Below are 22,379 nucleotides of genomic sequence, written 5' to 3' on the forward strand. Positions count from 1 at the left end.
GCGGTCTCCTCTGATACAGATGTCCGTCAGGCGAAGGATTCGCCTTCCAGCAGGGATGTCAGGGTGTCGGCGAGCTCTGCCTGGGAGAGACGCTGTTGCTCGCGTTCGTCACGGAGGAACTTCAGGGTCACGCTGCCCTCTGCCAGCTCGTCCTCGCCAAGCAGCAGGGCCAGGCGAGCGCCGCTGCGGTCGGCCTTCTTCATGCGGCTCTTGAAGCTTCCTCCTCCGCAGTGCACCTGGGCGCGCAGCTCGGGAAGGGTCTCCCGAAGGCGCTCGCCGAGGAGCAGGGCAGCGGCGGTCGCCGACTCGTCCATGGGGAGCAGGTAGGCGTCCAGCTCACCGCGGGCGTTATCCGGCATGAGTTCCAGGGTCTCGAGCAGGAGCACCAGCCGCTCGATGCCCAGGGCAAAGCCCACCGCCGGGGTCGGCTTGCCGCCGAGCTGCTCCACGAGACCGTCATAGCGGCCGCCGGCACACACCGTGCCCTGGCTACCCAGTGCCGTGGTCGTCCACTCGAAGACGGTGCGGCCGTAGTAGTCGAGGCCGCGCACCAGTCGCGGGTTGATCACATAGTCGATACCGGCGGTATCGAGCATGGCGCAGAGCCGCTCGAAGTGCTCGCGGGAGGCGTCGTCGAGGTGGTCCATCAGCCGCGGCGCGGCGTCGAGCATCTCGGCCATGTCGGGATTCTTGGAGTCGAGGATGCGCATCGGGTTGCTGCCCAGGCGCCGGCGTGAATCCTCGTCGAGCAGGGCATGGTGCTGCTCGAAATAGGCCACCAGGGTGTCGCGGTAGGCGGCACGTGCCTCGGCGGAGCCCAGGGAGTTGAGCTCCAGGGTGACATGCTCGTACAGGCCCAGGGCCTTCCACAGGCGGGCCGAGAGCAGGATCGTCTCGACGTCGATGTCCGGTCCCTCGAGACCGAAGGCCTCCACGCCGACCTGATGAAACTGGCGGTAGCGACCCTTCTGGGGGCGCTCGTGGCGGAACATGGGGCCCTGGTACCAGAGACGCTGGGTCTGGTTGTGCAGCAGACCGTGCTCCATGGCGGCGCGTACGCAGCTTGCCGTGCCCTCGGGGCGCAGGGTCAGGCTGTCGCCGTTGCGGTCCTCGAAGGTGTACATCTCCTTCTCGACGATGTCGGTGACTTCGCCGATGGAGCGCTTGAACAGCGCGGTCTGCTCGACGATGGGCGTACGAATCTCGGCATAGCCATAACGACCCATGAGATCACGGACCTTGCCTTCGACGTACTGCCACTGCGGGGACTGGTCCGGCAGCAGGTCGTTCATGCCACGGATGGCCTGGATCTTCTTCTTGCTGGGTTCATTCTGACTGGATCGGGACTTGCTCAATGCTTGCTCCTTGTCTGCTCGCCGGACGCCGTTCAGGGATCAGGCGTCCCGGGCGATGACATCCTGTTCGGCCTGCTGCTTTTCGCGAACCTTGTCGCGGATCAGCCGCTCCAGATCGTCCACCAGGTGGTCGTTACGCAGCTTGCTCGCCGGCTTGCCATCGATGTAGACGAGGTTGGCGGGGCTGCCGCCGGTGAGGCCGATATCGCTCTCCTTGGCCTCGCCCGGGCCGTTCACCACGCAGCCGATCACCGAGACGTCCAGCGGTGTCATGACGTCTTCCAGGCGCTCCTCGAGGGCGTTCATGGTGCCGATGACGTCGAAGTTCTGGCGCGAGCAGCTCGGACAGGCGATGAAGTTGATGCCCTTGCTGCGCAGGCGCAGGCTCTTGAGCATATCGTAGCCGACCTTGATCTCCTCGACCGGATCGGCGGCCAGCGACACGCGGATGGTGTCGCCGATGCCGTCCATCAGCAGCATGCCGAGCCCGATCGACGACTTGACGGTGCCGGAGCGCAGGCCGCCGGCCTCGGTGATGCCCAGATGCAGCGGCTGCTCGATGCGTGTGGCCAGCTCGCGGTAGGCGGCCACGGCCATGAAGACGTCGGAGGCCTTGACGCTGACCTTGAAGTCGGGGAAATCCAGGCGGTCGAGGTGGTCGATATGGCGCATGGCCGACTCGACCAGAGCCGCGGGCGTGGGCTCGCCGTACTTCTTCTGCAGGTCCTTCTCCAGCGAGCCGGCGTTGACGCCGATGCGGATCGGGATGCCGTTGTCGCGAGCGGCCGAGACCACGGCGCGGACGCGATCTTCCTTGCCGATGTTGCCGGGATTGATGCGCAGACAGTCGACGCCGAGCTCGGCGACGCGCAGGGCGATCTTGTAGTCGAAGTGAATGTCGGCGACCAGCGGGACCTCGACCTCGCGCTTAATGCGCCCGAAGGCCTCGGCGGCGTCCATGTCGGGAACCGAGACGCGGACGATATCGGCGCCGGCGACCTCGAGCTGGCGGATCTGGGCCACGGTGGCGTTCACGTCCAGGGTGTCGGTATTGGTCATGCTCTGCACGGAAATGGGGGCGTCACCCCCGACCGGCACCTTGCCGACGTGGATCTGGCGCGACTTTCGACGGACGATGGGGGATTGTGAGTGCATGGCGACGGAATCATTCTCCCAGGGTAAAACGGGCAACGTTGTTGGCCCCGGCTCGGGCCTCGAGGTCCACAGGCTCGCCCTGCCAGACCAGCTCGACGCCGGTAGCGTTGCCCACGGTCATGCGGAACGGCGGTTCGCCTTCGACGCTGGCTGTGGTGCCAGGTTCCTGCAGGCCGACGAAGATGCGCTCGTTGTTGGCGTCAAAGATCTCGGTCCAGGATTGCTCGTTGAAGGTCAGCTCGATCAGGCGTGAGTCGGGCTCCGGGGCGGTCGGCTCTTCCTCGGCGGCGTCCTGCTCGACGGCCGTTTCGGCGAGGTCGGCATCGACTTCATCGGCCGTGGTGGCGGGGCTGCTGTCTTCCTGCGACCCCTCGTCGACCGTGGTCTCTGTGCCCGGGACGGCCTCGATATCCGTATCGGGCACGGCTTCGATGTCCTCTTCGGGTAGCGGTGGCAGCCTATCCGAATCGGCCTCGGGGGGTGGGCTGGTGGTATCGGTAATGATGCTGGAGCCGTCGAGACTATCGACGGATACCGGGTCGCTCTGGCCGATGTCCGGCGGCTCATTGCCGCCGCGGCTCTGCCACCACATCAGCGTCAGGCCGATCAGGCCGGCCAATACCAGCACGGTCATCAGGCGGAACAACCAGGTACCCAGATGTGACGGCGGCCGGGTGATCTGGATCGGGGTGACCTTGCGTTGGGCGGCATCCTCGCTACCGAAGCGGCTGCGATAGGCCTCCAGTACCGGGGTGTCATCGATACCCAGCAGGTGGGCGTAGGCGCGAAGGTAGCCTCGCCGGTAGGTGGCGATCGGCACTTCCTCGTAGCTGTCCTCTTCCAGGCTACGGATCACCGCCGGCCGAAGATTTAGGGCGGCGGCGACCTCCTCGCGGTCAAGGCCCTGGGTCTCGCGCTCGTGACGCAGCATCTCGCCCGGCGAGGCCTGGTATGACGCGGTTTCGGCGGCATCATCGGTGTGAGTGTCGCTCATGGCTGAGCATCCTTCGTCAGAAAACGGTGGTCAGGGCGCGGCACGGGATCACTCCAGCTGGTCGGCGTAGAAGCTGGCAGTGGCCGAATCGCCGCGCTCCCGGGCAATATCGCGGGCCAGGCGCAGGGCCTCGGTGCGGGGGCCTGCGAGGCGCATATAGGTCTCGAGCTGCTGCTCGGCGCGCTCCAGGTTGCCCTCGGCATACTCGAGCTCGGCCAACAGCAGATAACTGCGCGAGCGGCGCGGGGCGATGGCCTGAGCGCGGGCCAGGTTCTCGCGGGCGGCCTCGATGTCGCCCATCTCGAACCGGCACTGGCCGAGGTTGGCGAACAGCTGTCCCCGGTTGTCGTACTGGGTGTCGCGGGCGGCCTGCTCAAGCTGCTCGCAAGCTTCTGTGAGGCGGCCACGATCATACAGGAACGCAGCGTAGTTGTTGCGTGCCCGGGTGAACGAGGGGTCGGCGTCGACGGCACGCCGGAAGGTCTCGTCGGCCAGCTCGGCCTCGCCCTGCCGCTGATGGACCATGGCCATGGCCTGCAGGGCCTCGGCATCCTGAGAGTCGATCTCCAGGGCACGATCAAGGGCATTCATGGCGCGCGACAGATTGTTGCGCTCGAGATAGGCGACGCCGAGGCGTGTATAAGCCTCGGCCGCATCGTTGCCGTTGCCTCCCGGCAGATTGGTCTGGGTGGCGCAGCCGGTGAGCCACAACGAGCCCAGCAGCATGGTGGCGGCGGATATCTGCCTCAGGCCGGTCATGCGTGGGCGACGAATCATGGCATCCTCTCCGGGTGGCACGGAACCGGTCGCCGCGAATGGCATTCGACATGCGGCCGGCAGTAAAAAAAGGCTCGTCCATCAAAGCGCCGAGCCCGGTCGAAGTCAAGGCGACTCCCGGTCAGTCGGCATCGATCTGGATGGACTGGATATAGCGCTCGTGGCGCCTGGTGCGATCCTTGACGCGACCCACCAGCTGGCCGCAGGCGGCATCGATGTCGTCGCCGCGCGTGGTGCGGATGGGCGCCGTGTAGCCCAGCTCATAGAGCCATTGCTGGAAGCGCATCAGCTGGTTGCGCGACGGCTTCTCGTAGCCCGAGTGCGGGAAGGGGTTGAAGGGGATCAGGTTGATCTTGCACGGCAGCTCCTCGAGCAGGGTGGCGAGCTCCTCGGCGTGCTCCTGCTGGTCGTTGACGTCCTTGATCACCGTGTACTCGATGGTCACCATCCGCGTGTCGTGGCACTTGGCCAGGTAGCGGTGGCAGGCATCGAGCAGGCTGCGAATGTTGTATTTGCGGTTCAGCGGCACCAATTTGTTGCGCAGCTCGTCGTTGGCGGCATGCAACGAGATGGCCAGGCTCACGTCGAGCTCGTCGCCGAGCTTGTCCAGCATCGGCACCACGCCGGAGGTGGAGAGCGTGACGCGGCGCTTGGACAGGCCGTAGCCGTCATCGTCGAGCATCAGTTTCATGGCTGGCACGACGTTGTCGTAGTTCATCAGTGGCTCGCCCATGCCCATCATCACCACGTTGGTGACTGGTCGATTGGCGGTGTCGCGGCGTGGGCCCACGCTGCGCTGGGCCACCCATACCTGGCCGATGATCTCGGCGGCGGTGAGATTGCGCTGAAACCCCTGCTTGCCGGTGGAGCAGAAGCTGCAGTCCAGCGAGCAGCCTACCTGGGAGGAAACACAGAGCGTGCGGCGTTTGCCGTTGTCGGCGGGGATCAGCACCGTCTCCACGTAGCTGCCGTCCTCGACCTCGAGTACCCACTTGCGGGTGCCGTCGCTGGAGCTGCCCTCGTAGACCACACCCGGGCCGCGGATCTCGGCGACCTCGGCCAGGCGCGCGCGTAGCGCCTTGGAGAGATTGGTCATGGCCGCGAAGTCATCGCAGCCCTCGATATGGATCCACTTCATCACCTGGGCGGCACGGAACTTCTTCTCGCCGATGGAGAGGAACAAGGCTTCCATTTCCGCACGGGACATGCCGAGCAGATTGGTGAGACGGGGTGCGGTGGTTGCGGTCATGGCGGTCAGCGAGTCGGGGGGCAAGGCGGGGATGGCGTCACCCCCGCAGGAGAGGCGTGATCAGCCGCGTGGGCAGATCTCGTCGGCCGTAAAGAAGTAGGCAATCTCGCGCTCGGCGGACTCCGGGGAGTCGGAGCCATGCACGGCGTTGGCGTCGATGGTCTCGGCGAAATCGGCACGGATGGTGCCCGGCGCCGCTTCCTTGGGGTTGGTGGCGCCCATCAGGTCACGGTTCTTGGCCACGGCATCGTCGCCCTCGAGCACCTGCACGACCACAGGGCCTGAGGTCATGAACCCGACCAGGTCCTTGAAGAAGGGGCGCTCCTTGTGCTCGGCATAGAAGCCGCCGGCCTTGTCGTCGTCGAGCTTGAGCATCTTGGCGGCGACGACCTGAAGGCCGGCCTTCTCGAAGCGCGCGGTGATCTCACCGATGGCGTTCTTGGCAACGGCGTCGGGCTTGATGATGGACAGGGTGCGCTGATTGGCCATGGGGGCATGTCTCCGGTTGGCGGGATGAAGTGGCTATGGATAGCGCAGCGCCGCCCTGACTCCGCGTGGGAGAGGACGGCGCGGCGAGTCGAAATGGTGCGGCCGGCGCGGCGACTGCGTGCAACGACTGGGCGGGGAGTATAACGCTCCTGGCTGGCGTTGAACAATCGTTCAGACGCTGAAGCTCTCGCCGCAGCCGCACTCATCCTTGACGTTGGGGTTGTTGAAGCGGAAGAAGCGGTTAAGCCCCTCCGAGACATAGTCGACTTCGCTGCCATCGAGCATTTCCAGGGCGTCGGGCGCGACGAACACCGTCACGCCGTGTTCCTCGAAGGTCACATCATCGTTGGCCGCCTCGTCGGCGAAGTCGAGCACGTAGCTATAACCGGAGCAGCCGCTGGGCTTGACCGAGACCCGCAGGCCAAGGCCGTGGCCTCGCTCGTCGAGCACCCGATGGATCTGCTCGGCAGCGGCAGTGGTGATCGAAAGGTGTGCCATGGTCTCTCTCCTGATCGTGGTAGGGTCAGACCGCCCGGCGACGCAGCCCGTCCAGGGCATGTCGCAGGACATCCAGTGTGCGGTTGATGTCGGCCTCGGTGGTGAAACGGCCGAAGCTGAAGCGTAGCGAGGCCAGCGCCAGTGGGCGCGGCAGACCGATGCCCTTCAGTACATAAGAGGGCTCGACGCTCGCCGAGTTGCAGGCCGAGCCTGTAGACAGCGCAATGTCGCGGAGGGCCATCAGCAGCGATTCGCCCTCTACCCCCGTAAAGGCCAGGTTGAGGATGTTGGGGATCGCCACCTCGACCGCGGTGTTGCGGTGGATGCCGTCAAGATCGTCGAGGCCATCGAGAAAGCGGTCGCGCAGCGCGCTGATGCGTGCCTGATCGGCTTCACCCTCGGTTGCGGCGATGGCGAAGGCCTGGCCCATGCCGGCGATCTGGTGGGTGGGCAGGGTGCCCGAGCGCATGCCGCGCTCATGGCCACCACCGTGGATCAGTGCTTCCAGCCGCAGTTCGGGGCTGCGCCGCACGTAGAGGGCGCCGATACCCTTTGGGCCGTAGGCCTTGTGCCCCGAGAGCGACATCAGATCGATGCCCAGGCGGCCGACGTCCAGCGGAATGCGGCCTACGGCCTGGGCGGCATCCACATGGAAAGTGGCACCGAAGGCATGGGTCACCTCGGCCAGTGCCGCCAGGTCGTGGATGACGCCCAGCTCGTTGTGCACCGCCATCAGCGAGACCAGCACGGTGTCGTCCCGCATGGCGTCGCGCAGCTGTTCTGGGGTGACTCGTCCGTCACGGCCCGGCGTCAGCCAGGTCACGTCGAAGCCCTCGTCCTCCAATGCCTTGGCGGTGTCGACCACCGCCTTGTGCTCGATGAGGGAGGTCACTAGGTGCCGTCCCCTGGCGCGATTGGCCCGCATGAAGCCGGTCAGTGCCAGGTTGTCGGCCTCGGTGGCGCCGCTGGTCCAGACGATCTCGCGCGGGTCGGCGGCGATCAGGTCGGCGACCTGGCGGCGGGCACTCTCCACTGCCTGCTCCGCCTGCCAGCCAAGCATGTGGCTACGCGAGGCGGGGTTGGCGAAGATGCCGTCGAGGGTCAGGTACTGGCTCATGACCTCCGCGACCCTGGGGTCGACCGGAGTGGTGGCGGCATAATCGAGGTAGATGGGTGCGCTCATGGGCTCGCTGTTCTGCTGTGGAATCGAGGCTATGGAAAGTCGTGCCAGTACCGGCCATTCAGGTGCTGGAGGCCAGAATGCCATCATCCCACCGACCACGCTGGCGGCTGGCAATGGCCTGGATCTCGCCGCGCCCGGCCAGCTGGGCCAGGGTGACCTCCCGGAGGAAGTCGTGAATGTGCTCGGAGAGCTCGCACCACAGATGATGGGTCAGGCAGGTGTCACCCTGCTGGCAATCCGAGAGGCCGCCACAGCGGGTGGTGTCCACGGACTCGTTCACCGCGTCGATGACCTGGGCCACGGTGATGCCCTCCGCTGGCTGGGCCAGCAGGTAGCCGCCACCTGGGCCACGCACGCTGTCCACCAGCCGGGCACGCCGTAGCCGGGCAAACAGCTGCTCAAGGTAGGAGAGCGAGATCTCCTGACGCTTCGAGATGTCGGCGAGGCTGATGGGGCCGGTATCGGCATTCATGGCCAGGTCGAGCATGGCGGTGACGGCGTAGCGTCCCTTGGTGGTCAGGCGCATGAGGAACTCACCTCGGCACCGACACTCGGGTCGGCAGTCAATGAACGTGACCGGCCATTATGGTAAAGACCGAGTGTCGCGGTCAACCATTGCGCCGCCGAGGAGCAGTGGCAGGTTCCTGGTCGCTCGCTGGTGCGGCGTCCGCGCTTCGCTCATCCTGCTCTTCCCGGGGTGGGCAGCCGCTGTCCACGTCGTCGAGAATGTCGGCGAAGTCCTCATCGCGCAGCTCCGGCAGGCGACCGTCACGGTAGCTGGCGTCGACCTTGCGCAGGGTCGTGCACATGCGCTCGATCCGCTCGTCCACGGCGTGCATGTGATCGAGCATCGCCTGAATGGAGCGCGCCACGGGGTCGGGCATGTCCTGGCTGACGCCGTAGGCATCGAAGCCGAACTTGCGACGCATCGCCTCGCGGCGCGCGGGATCCACTTCCAGCTCCTCGGCATGGTCCGGGTCGACGCGCTGCACGACCTTGCCGGGGATGCCGACCACGGTGGCGCCAGCGGGAACCTCCTTGGTGACCACGGCGTTGGAGCCGATCTTGGCGCCGGCGCCCACGCTGAAGGGGCCGAGGATCTTGGCGCCGGCACCGATGATCACGCCGTCCTCCAGGGTCGGGTGGCGCTTGCCCTGGTTCCAGCTGGTTCCGCCCAGCGTCACGCCCTGATAGAGGGTGACGTCGTCGCCGACTTCGGCCGTCTCGCCGATCACCACGCCCATGCCGTGGTCGATGAAGAACCGCCGGCCGATGGTCGCCCCGGGGTGGATCTCGATGCCGGTTAGCCAGCGCGAAAAACTGGAAAGGGTGCGCGCCAGCCACTTGAGGTTCTTCCGCCACAGCCAGTGGCCGCAGCGATGGAGGAGCAGGGCATGCAGGCCCGGGTAGTTGGTCAGCACTTCCAGGAAATTACGTGCCGCCGGGTCGCGGGCGAATACGCTGTTGATGTCTTCGCGCAGACGTTCAAGCATGCAGCGGTCCTTGAGTGGCAGGGCGATGGGGAGTGGCTTGTATATTGAGGGTGCGGTGAGCCGGCTTCAAGCCGCGCATGCGCTAGTCATGGCGTTCGACCTGCTGCTCGGTGGCGGTGAGAATGCCGCGCAGGATGTTGAGCTCGGTGCGCTCGGGGCGGGCTCGCAGGGTGAAGCGACGCAGCCGGGCCATCAACTGCTTCGGGGTAGCCGGGTCGTGGAAGCCGATGGTGACCAGGGTGCGCTCCAGGTGCTCGAAGTAGCGCTCGAGCTCCTGGTGGCTGGCCAGCGCCTGGTCGGCGGGCGTCTCGCTCGGGACGTCCGCGTGTGGCGCTTCCAGCCAGGCCAGTCGGCATTCGTAGGCCAGCACCTGCACCGCGGCAGCCAGATTCAGGGAGCTGAAGTCGGGGTTGGTGGGGATATTCACATGGGCATGACAGCGCTGCAGCTCCGCATTGGAAAGGCCACTGTCCTCGCGGCCGAAGACCAGGGCGACGCGCGCCTCGGAGCTGGCCAGCTCCGCTGGCAGCCGCTCGGCCAGGGCGCGAGGGGTGATCATCGGCCAGGGCAGGGTCCGTGAGCGAGCGCTGGCCCCGACCACCAGGGTGCAGTCGGTCACCGCCTGCTCCAGGGTCTCCACCGTGCGGGCGTCATGCACGATGTGATCGGCCCCCGAAGCGCGGGACACGGTGTCGGCGGTGAGCGGCTCGCAGCGCGGCGCGACCAGGGCCAGGTCGGACAGGCCCATGTTGTGCATGGCGCGGGCGGTGCCGCCGATGTTGCCGGGGTGGCTGGTGCCAATCAGGACGATGCGAATGCGCTCGAGCATGGTGGGGCCTGTAGATCCTGGGTAGAGGCGGAAGCATTCGATTCTATCATGCCGCCCGAGGGCGTCGCATGGCGTGCTCCGCGTGCTTCTGCTAGGATGCGCGCCGACCCGTTCTTTAACACCACCGACTCCCCAAGGCCCGATCATGCATCCGATGGTCCAATTCGCGCTGCGTGCTGCACGTAGCGCCGGCGAACAGTTCCTGCGCATCCGCGAGCGAATCGAGAACTCTCATCAGGAGCACAACCTCGATCGCCTGCTCGAGGATGCCGCCCACAATGCCGAGACGCTGATCGTCCGGCAGCTCTCTCGCGGCTACCCCCAGCATGGCGTCCAGGGGCGCTTCACGCCTCACCGTGCCGGTGAGGACGAGAGCGCTGACACGCTGTGGAGGATCGAACCCATCCATGGCTACTCCAACCTTAGCGTGGCCTCTCCAAGCTTCGCGCTGTCAGTGGTCTGTCTCGTCAAGGGCCGTCCGGAACATGCGGTGGTGATCTGTCCCTTCAGCGATGACGAATACCTGGCCAGCCGCGGGCGCGGCGCCCAGCTCAATGGCAAGCGCCTGCGCGTGTCGAAGAATACTGCCGTGGCCGGTACCCGCATCGCCATGAGCCTGCCCGAGATCGGGCTGCGCTCGCGCCTTCTTCCCTCCTACCTGACGCTGGTGCAGCAGCTCGGCTCTCAGATCGAGCTGCAGCGTGCCTCCGGCAGCGGACTGCTCGACATTGCCGAGCTGGCGGCAGGGCGTGCAGACGCCGCTTTCGTGCTGGGCCTGGAAGAACAGGACCTGCACGTTGGGTCGCTGCTGCTCAAGGAGAGCGGTGCCCTGATGGGCACGCCCGACGGCCAGCCGAATGTCGACATCGAGGGGCGCCTGATGGCTGCCGGGCCTCGCCTCTACAAGGCCCTGGTGCAGCAGCTCAAGCCGCACTTTTAAGCGCCAAGCGCCGAGCTAAAAGCGCCAAGGTAAGGAAAACCCCCATCGGATAGGCTCCGGTGGGGGTTTTCTGTTTCCACTCAATGAAGAGTCTGCCGCTTGCCGCTTGCTAGGGTAGCTCTTCTTCCTCGGGGTCTTCCTTCTTCGCCGGGATGAGGTCCTCGCGATCCAGCTTCACCGCCAGCAGCAGGGCCGCGGCCACGTAGATGGACGAGAAGGTCCCCACCACCACGCCGGCGATCAGGGCGATGGAGAAGAAGTGGATCATGTCGCCACCCAGGAAGAAGAGCGCGAAGAGCACCAGCAGGGTGGTGCCGGAGGTCGCGAGGGTACGCGACAGGGTTAGGTTGATCGCTTCGTTGAAGATCGTCGGCATGTCATCGATGCGTGACTTGCGGATGGTCTCGCGGATGCGGTCGTAGACCACGATGGTGTCGTTGAGCGAGTAGCCGATGACCGCCAGCAGCGCGGCGAGGACGGTGAGGTCGAACTCGAACTGGAACAGCGAGAAGATGCCCACAACGATGATCACGTCGTGCAGCAGGGCCAGCAGCGCGCCGATGGCGAACTTGTACTGGAAGCGGGCGGCCACATAGAGCATCACGATGCCCAATGCCACCAGCAGGCCCATGCCACTCTGGTCGCGCAGCTGATCACCCACCTGGGCGCCGACGAACTCGGCGCGGATCAGCTCCACCTCGTTGCCGGCGTCGCGCAGCAGGCTGACGACTTGCTCGCCGACATCGGGGTCGAAGGCCTGCTGGAGCCGGATCAGCACTTCCGTTGAGGCCCCGAAGGTCTGGACCGAAACGTCACGGAACTCGGCATTCTCGAGGAGCTGGCGAACGGCTTCCAGGGACGGTGCCACGGCATAGCGGACCTCCACCAGGGTGCCGCCGGTGAAGTCCAGCCCCAGGTTGAGCCCCTGGAACATCAGCGCGGCGATCGACACCAGCAGCATCAGTCCCGAGATCGCGAAGGCGATCCCGCGCTTGCCCATGAAGTCGAGCTGTCGATTGATGAGGGATTTCATCAGATTTGCCACCTCTTATATCCAGAGCTTCTTGACCGGCTTGCCGCCGTAGGTCAGGTTGACCATCGCCCGCGTCACCAGCAGGGCGGTGAACAGCGAGGTGATGATCCCCAGCGAGAGGGTCACTGCGAAGCCCTTGACCGGCCCGGTGCCGATGGAGAACAGGATCACCGCCACCAGCAAGGTGGTGATGTTGGCATCGATGATCGACGTGAAGGCGCGCTCGTAGCCGGCCGAAATGGCCTGCTGCACCGAGAGCCCCGTGCGCAGCTCCTCGCGTATGCGTTCGAAGATCAGCACGTTGGCGTCCACTGCCATGCCCAGCGTCAGCACGATGCCGGCGATGCCGGGCAGGGTCAGCGTGGCCCCGAGCAGCGACATGGCCGCGATCAGCAGTGTCAAATTGAGGGCCAGGGCGACGTTGGCGAACACCCCGAACACCTTGTAGCGCACCAGCATGAAGAGCACCACCAGCAGTAGGCCGATCTGCACCGACATCACGCCGCGCTCGATGTTCTCGGCGCCCAGGCTCGGCCCGATGGTGCGCTCCTGCACAAAGTAGATCGGTGCGGCCAGCGAGCCGGAACGCAGCAGCAAAGCGAGCTCCGCGGCTTCGGTGGGCGAGTCGAGCCCGGTGATGCGAAAGCTGTTGCCCAGCGCGCTCTGGATGGTGGCCAGGCTGATGATGCCTCGCTCGGTATAAGGGTCGCGAACGACGACCTCCTCGCCGTCCTGCATTTCCGTGCGATCGCGGGTCTTGTGTTCGATATAGACCACGGCCATGTTGCGGCCGATATTGGTGCGGGTTGCCCGGTTCATCAGGGTGCCGCCGGTACCATCCAGGTCGATGTTGACCTGGGGGCGGCCGTTCTCGTCAAAGCTGTGATTGGCGTTGGAGACACTGTCGCCGGAGATGATCACGTCGCGCATCAGCTCGGCGGTGCGGTCGGGTGAATTACGGAACGGGAGCGTCTCGATTTCGTTTTCGGGGGTGTCGGGGCGTGCCTCGAGACGAAACTCGAGGTTGGCGGTCGCACCCACGATGCGCTTGGCTTCGGTCGTATCCTGCACGCCGGGCAGTTCGACCACGATGCGATCCGGTCCTTGCCGCTGCACCAGGGGTTCGGCCACACCCAGCTCGTTGACCCGGTTGCGCAGGGTGGTGAGGTTCTGGTTGATGGCGTAATCCTGGAGCTCGTTCACCGCCTGGTCGGTCATGGTCATGACCAGCCGGGCGCCGCGGTCGTCGCCCTCGCTGGCGTAGTCGAAGTCGGGGAACTCGCGGGCGATCAGGCGGCGAGCCTCGTCACGGTCCTCGGCGTTGGCGAAGGCCATGGAGACGGTACGCTCCTCGATCTGGGTATCGCGGTAGCGAATCCGTTCACCGCGTAACTGCTCGCGCATGGCGCTGGCATTGACCTCGAGACGCTGCTCCAGGGCGGCGTCCATGTCGACTTCCAGCAGGAAGTGCACGCCGCCGCGCAGGTCGAGGCCAAGGGTCATGGGCGAGGCGGAGAGCGATTGCAGCCAGGCCGGCGTGGATTCGGCCAGGTTCAGCGCCACCACATACTCGTCGCCCAGCATGTCGCTGATGCGTTCGCGGGCCCGCATCTGGTCGTCGGCATCAGCGAGGCGAATCAATACGCTGCTGGGCTCTTCCTCCACGGCCTGAATGTCGATGCCGGTTTCAGTGAGAGAGGCGCGAATGCGCTCCAGCTGGCGCCCATCGATGGTGGCGTCGCCCCGCTCACTGCTGATCTGGACTGCCGGGTCCTCAGGGAAGAGGTTGGGAAGGGAATACACCAGGCCGGCGAGAAGAACGACGAGTATCAGCAGATACTTCCACAAGGGGTAACGGTTGAGCATGGGAGCCCTGCCCTCAGGTTGCGGACGTTGGAAGCTGACGAAGCGGCCGGTGAATGCAGGAGCCGGTCGCACGGCTCCTGCCTCACCGGCCGCAGGGCGGCCCCGTCACGACCCGATAAAGGTCACAGCGGGGGCAGTGTGACGCCCGCGTCAGATGGACTTGAGCGTGCCCTTGGGCAGGACAGCGGCCACGGCATTCTTCTGCACGTTGACCTCGGTGCCTTCGGCGATCTCCATGCTCAGGAACTCGCTGTCGTCGCTTACCTTGGTGATGCGCCCCAGCATGCCGCCGCCGATAACGATCTCGTCACCCTTGGAGAGGTTGCTGATCAGCTGCTTGTGCTGCTTGGCGCGCTTGGCCTGAGGGCGCCACAGCAGGAAGTAGAAGATGGCCACGAAGCCGACCAGCATGACGATCTGGGCGATGCCGCCACCGGCAGCACCGGCGTCCTGGGCCATGGCCGGGGAAATAAGGAAGTCCAGCATTTACGACGATCTCCTGAGTAATGAAAGCGGGATGTTCAACGACCGGCCTTGTGGGCCGGCCGTGGGTCAATTCGGTGCGGGAGGAACCGGCAGATCGCGCTGCGCATAGAAGCCTTCCACGAAGTTCGCCAATGTACCCGCTTCGATGGCACCGCGCAAACCACGCATCAGGCGCTGGTAATGGCGCAGGTTGTGGATCGTGTTGAGCATCGAGCCGAGCATCTCTCCGCAGCGATCGAGATGGTGCAGATAGGCCCGGGAGAAGTGCTGGCAGGTATAGCAGTCGCAGGCCTCCTCCAGCGGGAGGGTATCGAAGCGGTGCTTGGCATTGCGGATCTTCACCGTGCCCGCGGCGGTGAAGAGGTGGCCGTTGCGACCGTTGCGGGTCGGCATCACGCAGTCGAACATGTCGATCCCGCGGCGCACGCCCTCCACCAGGTCCTCGGGCTTGCCCACGCCCATCAGGTAGCGCGGCGTGTCGTCGGGCATCCAGGTGGGCAGGTAGTCGAGCACCCGGATCATCTCCTCCTTGGGCTCGCCAACGGAAAGGCCGCCGATGGCCAGCCCGTCGAAGCCGATCTCGAGCAGCCCCTTCAGCGAACGCTCACGCAACCGAGGATGCATTCCCCCTTGGATGATACCAAACAGCGCGGAGGGCGAGCTGCCATGGGCTTCCCGGGAGCGCTGCGCCCAGCGCAGCGAGCGCTCCATGGAGAAGGCCGCTTCTGCCTGGGTGGCGGGGTAGGGGGTGCATTCGTCGAAGATCATCACCACATCGGAGCCCAGTGAGTGCTGGACCGCCATCGACTCCTCGGGGCCCATGAACACCTTGGCGCCGTCGACCGGAGAGCGGAAATGCACGCCCTGTTCGGTGATCTTGCGCATGGCGCCCAGCGAGAAGACCTGGAAGCCGCCGGAGTCGGTGAGGATCGGCTTTTGCCATTGGGCGAAGTCGTGCAGGTCGCCGTGGGCCTCGATGACCTCGGTGCCGGGGCGCAGCCAGAGGTGGAAGGTGTTGCCAAGGATGATCTCGGCGCCGATCTCCTGTACCGATGCCGGGGTCATGCCCTTGACGGTGCCGTAGGTGCCCACCGGCATGAAGGCCGGCGTTTCCACCGTGCCACGCGGGAAGGTCAGGCGGCCGCGGCGCGCTCGGCCATCGCTGGCCAGGCGCTCGAATGTCATGAAGCTCTCTTTACGCATTGAAACTCTCGTGGCGCCTCAGGGCTGGCGGGTCAGGAACATGGCATCGCCATAACTGAAGAAGGCGTAGCGCCGGGCCACCGCCTCGCGGTAGGCGGCCATCGTCGTCTCGAAGCCGGCGAAGGAGGCCACCAGCATCAGCAGGGTCGACTCCGGCAGGTGGAAATTGGTCACCAGGGCATCGACGCAGCGCCATTCGTAGCCGGGGTAAATGAAGATGTCGGTCTCGCCGCTGAAGGGGGCAATGTCGCCATCGGCGCTCTTCAGGCAGGCCGACTCCAGGCAGCGCACACTGGTGGTGCCCACCGCGACGATGCGGTTACCCCGGGCGCGGGCGGCGCGCACCTGCTCGCAGGCGGTCTCGGTGACCTCGATCCATTCGCTGTGCATCTGGTGCTCGCGAATGTTGTCGGCACGCACCGGCTGGAAGGTGCCAGCACCCACGTGCAGGGTGACGTAGGCGCTATCGACGCCCCTGGCGGTCAGCGCCTCGAGCAGCGGTTCGTCGAAATGCAGCCCGGCGGTCGGCGCCGCCACGGCCCCGTCCCGGCGGGCATACACGGTTTGGTAGCGCTCGCGGTCAGCCAGCTCGTCCTCGCGGGTGATATAGGGCGGCAGCGGCATGTGCCCGTGCCGTTCCAGCAGCGCAATCAGCGGCGTGTCGCCGAGGAAGCGCAGCTCGAACAGTGCATCGCGACGGCCCTCCACCACGGCGCGAATACCGCCCTCGAACTCGATCTCGGTGCCCGGTTTTGGCGACTTGCTACTGCGCAAGTGAGCGAGGCCGCGATGGGTATCCAGAGGGCGTTCGAGCAGCATCTCCACCTTGCCGCCGCTGGCCTTGTGGCCGTGCAGGCGGGCGGGAATCACTCGAGTGTCGTTGAACACCAGCAGGTCACCGGGCTCGAGCAACTCGACGAGGTCGGTGAAACGGCGATGGGCCAGTTCGCCGTTCGCGCCATCGACACACAGCAGGCGACAATCGCTGCGCTGCTCGGAGGGGTAGCGGGCAATCAGCTCCTCGGGGAGCTCATAGTGGAAGTCGGCGCGTAGCATGGGGCGTTTTGGTCCGGCTCAGGGCGTGTCTGGCGACTCGACAAGCCGCGCAAAAGCCCGACAGGATACCCTCTCGAGGCAGGGAAGTCAGCCGGCCGATTGACCTGCACCGGTGCCCACGTATAATGCTCCACGCGTTGCCGGCGTGGCGGAATTGGTAGACGCAGCGGATTCAAAATCCGCCGGGTGCAAGCCCTTGTCGGTTCGAGTCCGACCGCCGGTACCAAGAAATCTACGAACCCAGAAGCCATGCGGGTTCAAAGGGTTAGAGGTCTATATCAGACCCTGAGGTGTGACACTTCGGTGATCCACTCTCGAGATCTGACATGCCCTACGGAACCTACCTGACGAGCAGCCGTCACCGCACCAACTGGTATGCCCGGATTGTCATTCCCCATGACCTCCGCGATGCCTACGACCAGCGACGTGAGCTCCGCAAGACCCTCGACACCCCTGCAAGGTGACCGCTCGTCGCCGTGCCATGCAGCTGCGGCTGGCGTATCAGCAGGTGTTCGACTCCCTACGCAACGGCCAGGCTGATGGTTGTATTGCCCCTGATTGGAAGGCATTGGCTTCGCTAGCTACCTTCCCGGGATCAAGCCAGGCAACTGCCATCGCCCAGGGGACAAGCACAGCATCTCAGATTCTCCATGTCACCCCGTTAGTAGCTCTGGGCAGGAATGGAGAGTTCTAGAGCGACAATCAAGATCAACCGCAAGACGGTCGTCGTGCAGTCGGAAGATAACCGGCAGTGGAAGGTGGCGGTGGCGGTGGCGCTGATCCAGCCACTACGCGACGTATAAGGCAAGCGGAACCCGACACGCTCCGGAATGATCGCTTACTCGGGACCTGCCATGCCGTGACTCCAAAGTGCGATGAGTGAACTGTAAAGCTAATGAATACAATATGCTGTGGAGCTTGAAACATCCAAGGACGCGGATATAACTCTCTTGGCGGGGGAGTCAGGTGGTGGGCGTGCCGTCACTGCCGTACTGCCTCACGTGCATACGGAAAGTAGACGTCCCGCCAGGGGCAGCCTGGACGAGGCGCGGACAGAACCTCCTCGGGCTAGCATCCTCAGGCGCTACTGACGTCCGGGCGTTCGATTTCTGCCCGATTACGGCCCGCCGCCTTGGCGCGGTAGAGCGCATCATCGGCACGCTTGATCAGGCCATCGATCTCGTCTCCCTCAGCAAGAACGGTAATCCCGAAGCTCGCCGAGACCGTCTCCTGGTGAGGGTAAGCGTACTGAGCAATGGCTCGCCGGAGCCTCTCGGCACTTGCCATGGCCGCATCCAGCCCGCACTCGGGCATCAGCAGGATGAACTCCTCGCCGCCCCAGCGCGCATGGAGATCCTCTTGCCGAATGTGTCTGTGGATCTGCTTGGTTGCCGCCTGGAGTACTCGATCGCCGACGTTGTGGCCGAAGGTGTCGTTGATGCGCTTGAAATGATCGAGATCGTAGATGATCAGAGCCAGCGGCCGATGGAACCGCCGGGCACGCGCCACCTCGGCCTCGCAGCGACTCATGAACTCCCGACGGTTGGCCAGGCCGGTCAGCGGGTCGGTGGTCGCCAGATAGTGGATGCGTTCACGATCGAGATTGCGCTGCGTGATATCGCGGCAGTGGCAGAAGATCAGTTTCTGGCCATGCAGATAGGTGGCATTGGTTGCCACTTCCACGTCAATCGTTCGACCATCCTTGCACCGGTGGCGCGTCTCAAAGTGTTCACCCTCCATCGGGACGGACCTCAGTATCTCCAGAAGCCGCGATTTCTCATACTGGCTGTTCCAGTTCCAGAGGTATAGCTGCTCGACTTCCGCCAGGGTGTAGCCGTGCATGACGGCAAAGCGAGCGTTGGTGCAGTAGACGCCGCCATCTTCGCGTAGCACGACGAGCCCATCTCGGCTCTCCTCGAAGAAGATCTGGAACAGCGCCATCTCGTCACGTTGGCGTGACGTCAAGGCATGGCACTCTGAACCATTGCGGGTTTCGCCGGTTACGTCGTTGTTGGAATGGCGCATGGCAATGGTCTCTGGGGAGCAAAATATGCTGAAGTGACTCGCCTATCAGACGGCGACCCCCCTGCACTGTCAACCCACGAGTTCCGGTGGGAAACCGTGATGTACCTGCAAGCGCTGGCAACAGCTCGCCGGAAAGAAGCTCTTGGAAAAGGCCTCGCAGTGCTAGCTGCCGGCGTCCATGGTGCCTTCAAGTCTGGTCCCTCCGGGTGATGGAGAAAGACAATGTGATGGCCGACCGCCGAGATCCTCGGGAAACCTGACCAGGCATGGGTCAGGACCTACGATAGAGGTAAACGCCGGCCCTCCCCCGAGGCGTGCCGCGACCTGCGCTGTGGGGCCAGGACGAGGGCCTGGACACCGATTTCTCATCCAGATTGTCGCTGGCTTCTCATACAGATTGACGCGCTACAATCGACCGACCCCGAGGTCTTGGAGTGCCTGCGGCGCCAGGGGATACCCTGCTGCTGAGCCATACCCCATGATGACCTAACGAAACCTAGCGCAGAGTCGGCGCGGCTGGCTGGCAAATCCTAGCATCGAGGAGCTGCGAATCGACTACGGCCCTGGTTACCGCGTGTATTACGCCAAGGTAGGCAGACGCCTGGTGATGTTGTTGATCGCTGGCACCAAGAAGCGCCAGCAATCCGACATGGATTCCTTGCCGGACATGCTGCGTGCCGGGTTGATGCCAGGCGGCTTTGCCATCGCCGGCCTGACGCTAAGCTATTTCCTGGCTTTGAGCCTGGGGCTGGTTCGGCTGGTGATGGGACGCTCCAGAGAGCTGCTGGCGGCGCAGAAGCGACTGGCGGCCCAGTATGACATCGAACAGCGTTTCCGCCCGCTCTACCTCTACCACCCGGATGGCGTCTTCTCGCTGGACTGCCGTGGCAATCTCGTTACCGCCAATGCCGCCTGCCGCGAGATTACCGGGCGCCGCAATGAAGACATCCTGGGCTCGCATTTTTCACGGCTGCTGGAATCCCAGGATATCGAACGAATGCAGGTGCTCTTCGCTTCGACACTGGCCGGTGAGCCCAGTCGCGTCGAGTTTCAATTACAGCATCGCGACGGTGAGCTGAAATCGATCGACCTGACCACCTTGCCGATCATCGTCGAGGGGGTCACCCAAGGGGTCTTCGGCATCGCCAAGGACATCACCCAGCAGCGTGAACATGAGGCCCAGATCGCCTATCAGGCCTGCCATGATCTCCTGACGGGCCGGTCCAATCACGCGGTACTCAACGAATGCCTGGAGGAAGCCTTCCACCAGGCTCGCCGGAAACAGCGGCTGATGGCGGTGATGCACCTCGACCTGGACGGCTTCAAGACCGTCAACGATGGTCTTGGCTACCACGTGGGCAATCGGCTTCTGGTCGCGGTCGCCGATCGACTGCGCGCGCTGGCTCGCTCCGATGACACCGTCGCTCGGCTGGCCGGTGACGAGTTCTGCCTCTTGATCCCTTCGCTGGAGAGCCGTGAGGCCGGCTCGGCGCTGGCCGACCGGGTCATCGACGCCCTCAGCCGCCCCTATGACATTGACGGCAAGTTACTGCACGTCAGCAGCAGCATGGGTATCGCCAGCAATGATCCCGAAGTCCTCCATGCACAGGAATTGCGTCAGCGCGCCGACCTGGCCATGAGCGTTGCCAAACGCCAGGGGCGAAATACCTGGCAGTGGTACCAGGGTGAGAGTCGGGAGGCCACCCGGCAGGATGTACTGCTACGCCACGACCTCTACACCGCCCTTCAGGATGACCAGTTCGAGCTGCACTATCAGCCAATCGTGGAGGCTGGCAGTGGCCTCATTCGCGGCTTCGAGGCACTGGTGCGCTGGTACCATCCCGAGCGGGGCATGATCTCACCCGGGCTTTTCATTCCCTTGGCGGAACAGACCGGCCAGATCATCCCCCTGGGGCGCTGGGTACTGAATCGCGCCTGCCGCGATGCCGTCGTGCGACGAGCCTTAGCCGATGACAAACGATGTCAACTTCATCTCCTGTAAAGGCATTAAGCCTGCCTAGGCAATTCCAATCGCCGTTGGGGCTCATGCTAGAATCGGCGTTAATAAAAACGCCAATGGTATCAACGTAGAGGACACCCGCTATGCCGTCAGATAGCGTGCTGAAATGCCTTGTCTGTGTGCCGCTCCGTCGCGCCGTTCTGGCGTGTCTGTTGGCCGTCATGTGGCCGGCGGGACTCGCCCTGGCCAGCCCCGAGGTGGTGGTATTTCAGCAGGGCGAGCAGGAGACGCGTCTGCCGGTAGCGGAGCTTCGCAACCGTGCCGATGTGCGCTTCACCTTCTTCGACCCCTATCTGGCGGAGGAGGTGGAGGTGACCGGGCTGGTGTTTCGCGAGCTGCTCGAGGAGCAGTTCGGCGAGGTGCCCGAACGGCTGGCCTTCACCGCCTGGGACGACTACGAAGTGACCCTGGGCGGCTGGGACGATCCCAACTGGATTCTCGTCACGCATCAGGACGGGAGGCCCATCGGCCTGCGCGAACGGGGCCCGGTGCGCCTGGTAGAACGCGACTACGGTAGCCGCGATACCGCCAACCTGCGCAATTTCAACGACTGGGTCTGGATGATTCGTAGGATCGAGGCGCAGCAGTGAGCCCGCCCCCTCGCGCGCGGCGCACCCCGGGGTGGCTGTGGCTCAGCCTGATGAGCTTTACGGCGCTCATGCTGTTGATCGCCTATGAAACGCGCTGGGTGCATCCCGACATCCACGCGTACTTCAGTCAATCCGGCAATCTGACCGGCCAGCAGCTGGCCACACGCTCCCGAGAGTACCTGGAAGAGAGCCTGGGCATACTGCTGGAAGAGAGTGACCCGGATGCCGTGCAGCGAGCGAGCTTCCAGATCGAGCTGGGCTACGGCCTCTTCGATATCGGCCTCTACCGAAATGAATATGCCTGCACGGAGCCAAACCTGCAGCGCCTGGATGCTCTGAACGACTCACTCGGCCAGGGTGTCGTGCCACCACCTGACTCGCTCAGCCAGGGTTTGCTGCAGCCCATTCGTTGCCTGACCGAGATCGAGATGGACCAGCTCGACTACCGCAGCGCGGTCACCAATCGCTTCGTGGAGGAGACGCGCCACCACCAGACCCTGGTGCTGGTGGGTAGCCTCGTGATCTACCTGTTGGGCTTGGTGTTCTGGGGAATGCACGTGTTCAAGCATCGGCTGGCCGATCGCGCCACTCGCGAAAGCCTGCGCTGGATGGCTCAAGCGCTGCAAGACCCGCTGACTGGCATCGGCAACCGCAGCGCGCTGCATGACGACGTGCTGGCCGAAAAGGGCGGCACCATGGCGCTGCTGTTGATCGATATCGACTACTTCAAGCAGTACAACGATGCCCTGGGCCACCCGGACGGCGACCAGCTGCTACGCGAACTCGTGGCCCTGATCGACCGGGCCCTGAGTGGCAAAGCACGGCTCTACCGCATGGGGGGCGACGAGTTTGCCGCGCTGCTGCCCTGCGATGACCCCCGCACCCTGGCATCGGCCGCCGCGTCGGTGGTGGAGGAGGTGCGTCGTGCGGCTCTGCCCCATCCTGACCATCCCGCTGGCACTCACGTCACCCTCAGCGTTGGCGGGGTTCAGTTCACTGCCGAGCCTGAGGCCTTTGCCGCTGCCTATGTTGCGGCAGACCGGGCACTCTATCGGGTCAAGGCCCAGGGGCGGGATGGTTGGCAGCTTGGTGCAACTGCGGTAGAGGAGTCGAGATACGGCTTCACCGGCAAGTGATC

At 64.6% G+C, this 22,379-nt stretch carries 22 protein-coding genes and 1 tRNA gene; 6 read left to right on the top strand and 17 right to left on the bottom strand.

What is annotated here, in order from left to right; all coding sequences use genetic code 11:
* Nucleotides 1–26: 26 nt before the first annotated feature.
* From hisS to trmJ, 11 genes are all read right to left on the bottom strand, one after another.
* Entirely contained in the window at nt 27–1,355 is a 1,329-nt protein-coding gene (gene hisS / locus HALO32_RS04950) for a histidine--tRNA ligase (protein WP_267902490.1), read from the bottom strand.
* 39 nt (nt 1,356–1,394) lie between these two features.
* On the bottom strand, nt 1,395–2,510 hold the full coding sequence (gene ispG, locus HALO32_RS04955; RefSeq protein WP_151442677.1) for a flavodoxin-dependent (E)-4-hydroxy-3-methylbut-2-enyl-diphosphate synthase: 1,116 nt from the start codon (nt 2,508–2,510) through the stop codon (nt 1,395–1,397).
* 10 nt (nt 2,511–2,520) lie between these two features.
* Complete coding sequence (locus tag HALO32_RS04960) at nt 2,521–3,504, bottom strand: RodZ domain-containing protein (RefSeq protein ID WP_151442678.1); 984 nt, start codon at nt 3,502–3,504, stop codon at nt 2,521–2,523.
* A gap of 48 nt (nt 3,505–3,552) precedes the next feature.
* Nucleotides 3,553–4,281, bottom strand: coding sequence for a type IV pilus biogenesis/stability protein PilW (gene pilW / locus HALO32_RS04965; RefSeq protein WP_151442679.1), 729 nt, complete (start codon nt 4,279–4,281; stop codon nt 3,553–3,555).
* A 121-nt stretch (nt 4,282–4,402) separates the two neighbouring features.
* Nucleotides 4,403–5,530, bottom strand: coding sequence for a 23S rRNA (adenine(2503)-C(2))-methyltransferase RlmN (gene rlmN, locus HALO32_RS04970; RefSeq protein WP_151442680.1), 1,128 nt, complete (start codon nt 5,528–5,530; stop codon nt 4,403–4,405).
* A 60-nt stretch (nt 5,531–5,590) separates the two neighbouring features.
* A complete protein-coding gene (ndk, locus tag HALO32_RS04975; RefSeq protein ID WP_151442681.1) occupies nt 5,591–6,019 on the bottom strand; it encodes a nucleoside-diphosphate kinase in 429 nt (142 codons plus the stop codon).
* Nucleotides 6,020–6,190: 171 nt separating this feature from the next.
* Nucleotides 6,191–6,517 (bottom strand): HesB/IscA family protein, encoded by a 327-nt coding sequence (locus HALO32_RS04980; RefSeq protein ID WP_151442682.1) that lies wholly within the window; start codon nt 6,515–6,517, stop codon nt 6,191–6,193.
* A gap of 25 nt (nt 6,518–6,542) precedes the next feature.
* Nucleotides 6,543–7,700 carry an IscS subfamily cysteine desulfurase gene (locus HALO32_RS04985; protein WP_151442683.1) on the bottom strand — a complete coding sequence of 386 codons (1,158 nt, stop codon included), beginning with the start codon at nt 7,698–7,700 and terminating at the stop codon, nt 6,543–6,545.
* Between the two features lie 58 nt (nt 7,701–7,758).
* Nucleotides 7,759–8,226: a Fe-S cluster assembly transcriptional regulator IscR gene (gene iscR, locus HALO32_RS04990; RefSeq protein ID WP_151442684.1), complete on the bottom strand. Its 468-nt coding sequence runs from the start codon at nt 8,224–8,226 to the stop codon at nt 7,759–7,761.
* Nucleotides 8,227–8,308: 82 nt separating this feature from the next.
* Nucleotides 8,309–9,193, bottom strand: a complete 885-nt coding sequence (cysE, locus tag HALO32_RS04995) for a serine O-acetyltransferase (protein WP_151442685.1) — start codon at nt 9,191–9,193, stop codon at nt 8,309–8,311.
* 82 nt (nt 9,194–9,275) lie between these two features.
* Nucleotides 9,276–10,022, bottom strand: coding sequence for a tRNA (cytosine(32)/uridine(32)-2'-O)-methyltransferase TrmJ (gene trmJ, locus HALO32_RS05000; protein ID WP_151442686.1), 747 nt, complete (start codon nt 10,020–10,022; stop codon nt 9,276–9,278).
* A 145-nt stretch (nt 10,023–10,167) separates the two neighbouring features.
* Between trmJ and HALO32_RS05005 the strand changes: the two genes are divergently transcribed.
* Nucleotides 10,168–10,962 carry an inositol monophosphatase family protein gene (locus HALO32_RS05005; protein WP_151442687.1) on the top strand — a complete coding sequence of 265 codons (795 nt, stop codon included), beginning with the start codon at nt 10,168–10,170 and terminating at the stop codon, nt 10,960–10,962.
* Nucleotides 10,963–11,071: 109 nt separating this feature from the next.
* On the opposite strand, the gene secF is transcribed toward HALO32_RS05005, so the two are convergent.
* The 5 genes from secF to queA form a co-directional block, all read right to left on the bottom strand.
* Entirely contained in the window at nt 11,072–11,995 is a 924-nt protein-coding gene (gene secF, locus HALO32_RS05010; protein WP_151442688.1) for a protein translocase subunit SecF, read from the bottom strand.
* Nucleotides 11,996–12,010: 15 nt separating this feature from the next.
* Nucleotides 12,011–13,861 carry a protein translocase subunit SecD gene (gene secD, locus HALO32_RS05015; protein WP_151442689.1) on the bottom strand — a complete coding sequence of 617 codons (1,851 nt, stop codon included), beginning with the start codon at nt 13,859–13,861 and terminating at the stop codon, nt 12,011–12,013.
* Between the two features lie 150 nt (nt 13,862–14,011).
* Entirely contained in the window at nt 14,012–14,347 is a 336-nt protein-coding gene (gene yajC, locus HALO32_RS05020) for a preprotein translocase subunit YajC (protein ID WP_151442690.1), read from the bottom strand.
* Nucleotides 14,348–14,413: 66 nt separating this feature from the next.
* The gene (gene tgt / locus HALO32_RS05025; RefSeq protein WP_192576437.1) at nt 14,414–15,532 is read right to left on the bottom strand and encodes a tRNA guanosine(34) transglycosylase Tgt; all 1,119 of its coding nucleotides are present in this window, start codon (nt 15,530–15,532) and stop codon (nt 14,414–14,416) included.
* A 36-nt stretch (nt 15,533–15,568) separates the two neighbouring features.
* A complete protein-coding gene (queA, locus tag HALO32_RS05030) occupies nt 15,569–16,606 on the bottom strand; it encodes a tRNA preQ1(34) S-adenosylmethionine ribosyltransferase-isomerase QueA (protein ID WP_151442692.1) in 1,038 nt (345 codons plus the stop codon).
* Between the two features lie 139 nt (nt 16,607–16,745).
* On the opposite strand from queA, the gene HALO32_RS05035 reads away from it, so the two are divergent.
* A tRNA-Leu gene (locus HALO32_RS05035) sits at nt 16,746–16,832 on the top strand.
* A 100-nt stretch (nt 16,833–16,932) separates the two neighbouring features.
* Nucleotides 16,933–17,070 (top strand): DUF6538 domain-containing protein, encoded by a 138-nt coding sequence (locus HALO32_RS17930; protein ID WP_192576438.1) that lies wholly within the window; start codon nt 16,933–16,935, stop codon nt 17,068–17,070.
* Between the two features lie 613 nt (nt 17,071–17,683).
* Here the strand turns inward: HALO32_RS17930 and HALO32_RS05040 are convergent.
* On the bottom strand, nt 17,684–18,631 hold the full coding sequence (locus HALO32_RS05040; protein ID WP_151442693.1) for a sensor domain-containing diguanylate cyclase: 948 nt from the start codon (nt 18,629–18,631) through the stop codon (nt 17,684–17,686).
* A gap of 574 nt (nt 18,632–19,205) precedes the next feature.
* Between HALO32_RS05040 and HALO32_RS05045 the strand changes: the two genes are divergently transcribed.
* The 3 genes from HALO32_RS05045 (at nt 19,206) to HALO32_RS05055 (ending at nt 22,377) form a co-directional block, all read left to right on the top strand.
* Entirely contained in the window at nt 19,206–20,633 is a 1,428-nt protein-coding gene (locus HALO32_RS05045; protein WP_151442694.1) for a diguanylate cyclase domain-containing protein, read from the top strand.
* A gap of 101 nt (nt 20,634–20,734) precedes the next feature.
* Nucleotides 20,735–21,241 (top strand): hypothetical protein, encoded by a 507-nt coding sequence (locus tag HALO32_RS18075; RefSeq protein ID WP_225809751.1) that lies wholly within the window; start codon nt 20,735–20,737, stop codon nt 21,239–21,241.
* Complete coding sequence (locus HALO32_RS05055; RefSeq protein ID WP_225809754.1) at nt 21,238–22,377, top strand: GGDEF domain-containing protein; 1,140 nt, start codon at nt 21,238–21,240, stop codon at nt 22,375–22,377. Before HALO32_RS18075 ends, HALO32_RS05055 begins: the two co-directional genes overlap by 4 nt.
* Nucleotides 22,378–22,379 lie beyond the last annotated feature (2 nt).

It is taken from the genome of Halomonas lysinitropha, assembly GCF_902500215.1.
GTDB lineage: Bacteria > Pseudomonadota > Gammaproteobacteria > Pseudomonadales > Halomonadaceae > Halomonas > Halomonas lysinitropha.

Excerpts from the sequence above, each read along its gene's own strand:
- HALO32_RS18075 (WP_225809751.1), top strand. The coding sequence starts at position 20,735 with ATGCCGTCAGATAGCGTGCTGAAATGCCTTGTCTGTGTGCCGCTCCGT.
- queA (WP_151442692.1), bottom strand. The coding sequence starts at position 16,606 with ATGCTACGCGCCGACTTCCACTATGAGCTCCCCGAGGAGCTGATTGCC.
- tgt (WP_192576437.1), bottom strand. The coding sequence starts at position 15,532 with ATGACATTCGAGCGCCTGGCCAGCGATGGCCGAGCGCGCCGCGGCCGC.
- HALO32_RS05040 (WP_151442693.1), bottom strand. The coding sequence starts at position 18,631 with ATGCGCCATTCCAACAACGACGTAACCGGCGAAACCCGCAATGGTTCA.
- pilW (WP_151442679.1), bottom strand. The coding sequence starts at position 4,281 with ATGATTCGTCGCCCACGCATGACCGGCCTGAGGCAGATATCCGCCGCC.
- cysE (WP_151442685.1), bottom strand. The coding sequence starts at position 9,193 with ATGCTTGAACGTCTGCGCGAAGACATCAACAGCGTATTCGCCCGCGAC.
- rlmN (WP_151442680.1), bottom strand. The coding sequence starts at position 5,530 with ATGACCGCAACCACCGCACCCCGTCTCACCAATCTGCTCGGCATGTCC.
- trmJ (WP_151442686.1), bottom strand. The coding sequence starts at position 10,022 with ATGCTCGAGCGCATTCGCATCGTCCTGATTGGCACCAGCCACCCCGGC.
- secD (WP_151442689.1), bottom strand. The coding sequence starts at position 13,861 with ATGCTCAACCGTTACCCCTTGTGGAAGTATCTGCTGATACTCGTCGTT.
- yajC (WP_151442690.1), bottom strand. The coding sequence starts at position 14,347 with ATGCTGGACTTCCTTATTTCCCCGGCCATGGCCCAGGACGCCGGTGCT.
- ndk (WP_151442681.1), bottom strand. The coding sequence starts at position 6,019 with ATGGCCAATCAGCGCACCCTGTCCATCATCAAGCCCGACGCCGTTGCC.
- ispG (WP_151442677.1), bottom strand. The coding sequence starts at position 2,510 with ATGCACTCACAATCCCCCATCGTCCGTCGAAAGTCGCGCCAGATCCAC.
- HALO32_RS04985 (WP_151442683.1), bottom strand. The coding sequence starts at position 7,700 with ATGAGCGCACCCATCTACCTCGATTATGCCGCCACCACTCCGGTCGAC.
- HALO32_RS04980 (WP_151442682.1), bottom strand. The coding sequence starts at position 6,517 with ATGGCACACCTTTCGATCACCACTGCCGCTGCCGAGCAGATCCATCGG.
- secF (WP_151442688.1), bottom strand. The coding sequence starts at position 11,995 with ATGAAATCCCTCATCAATCGACAGCTCGACTTCATGGGCAAGCGCGGG.
- HALO32_RS05005 (WP_151442687.1), top strand. The coding sequence starts at position 10,168 with ATGCATCCGATGGTCCAATTCGCGCTGCGTGCTGCACGTAGCGCCGGC.
- iscR (WP_151442684.1), bottom strand. The coding sequence starts at position 8,226 with ATGCGCCTGACCACCAAGGGACGCTACGCCGTCACCGCCATGCTCGAC.
- HALO32_RS17930 (WP_192576438.1), top strand. The coding sequence starts at position 16,933 with ATGCCCTACGGAACCTACCTGACGAGCAGCCGTCACCGCACCAACTGG.
- HALO32_RS04960 (WP_151442678.1), bottom strand. The coding sequence starts at position 3,504 with ATGAGCGACACTCACACCGATGATGCCGCCGAAACCGCGTCATACCAG.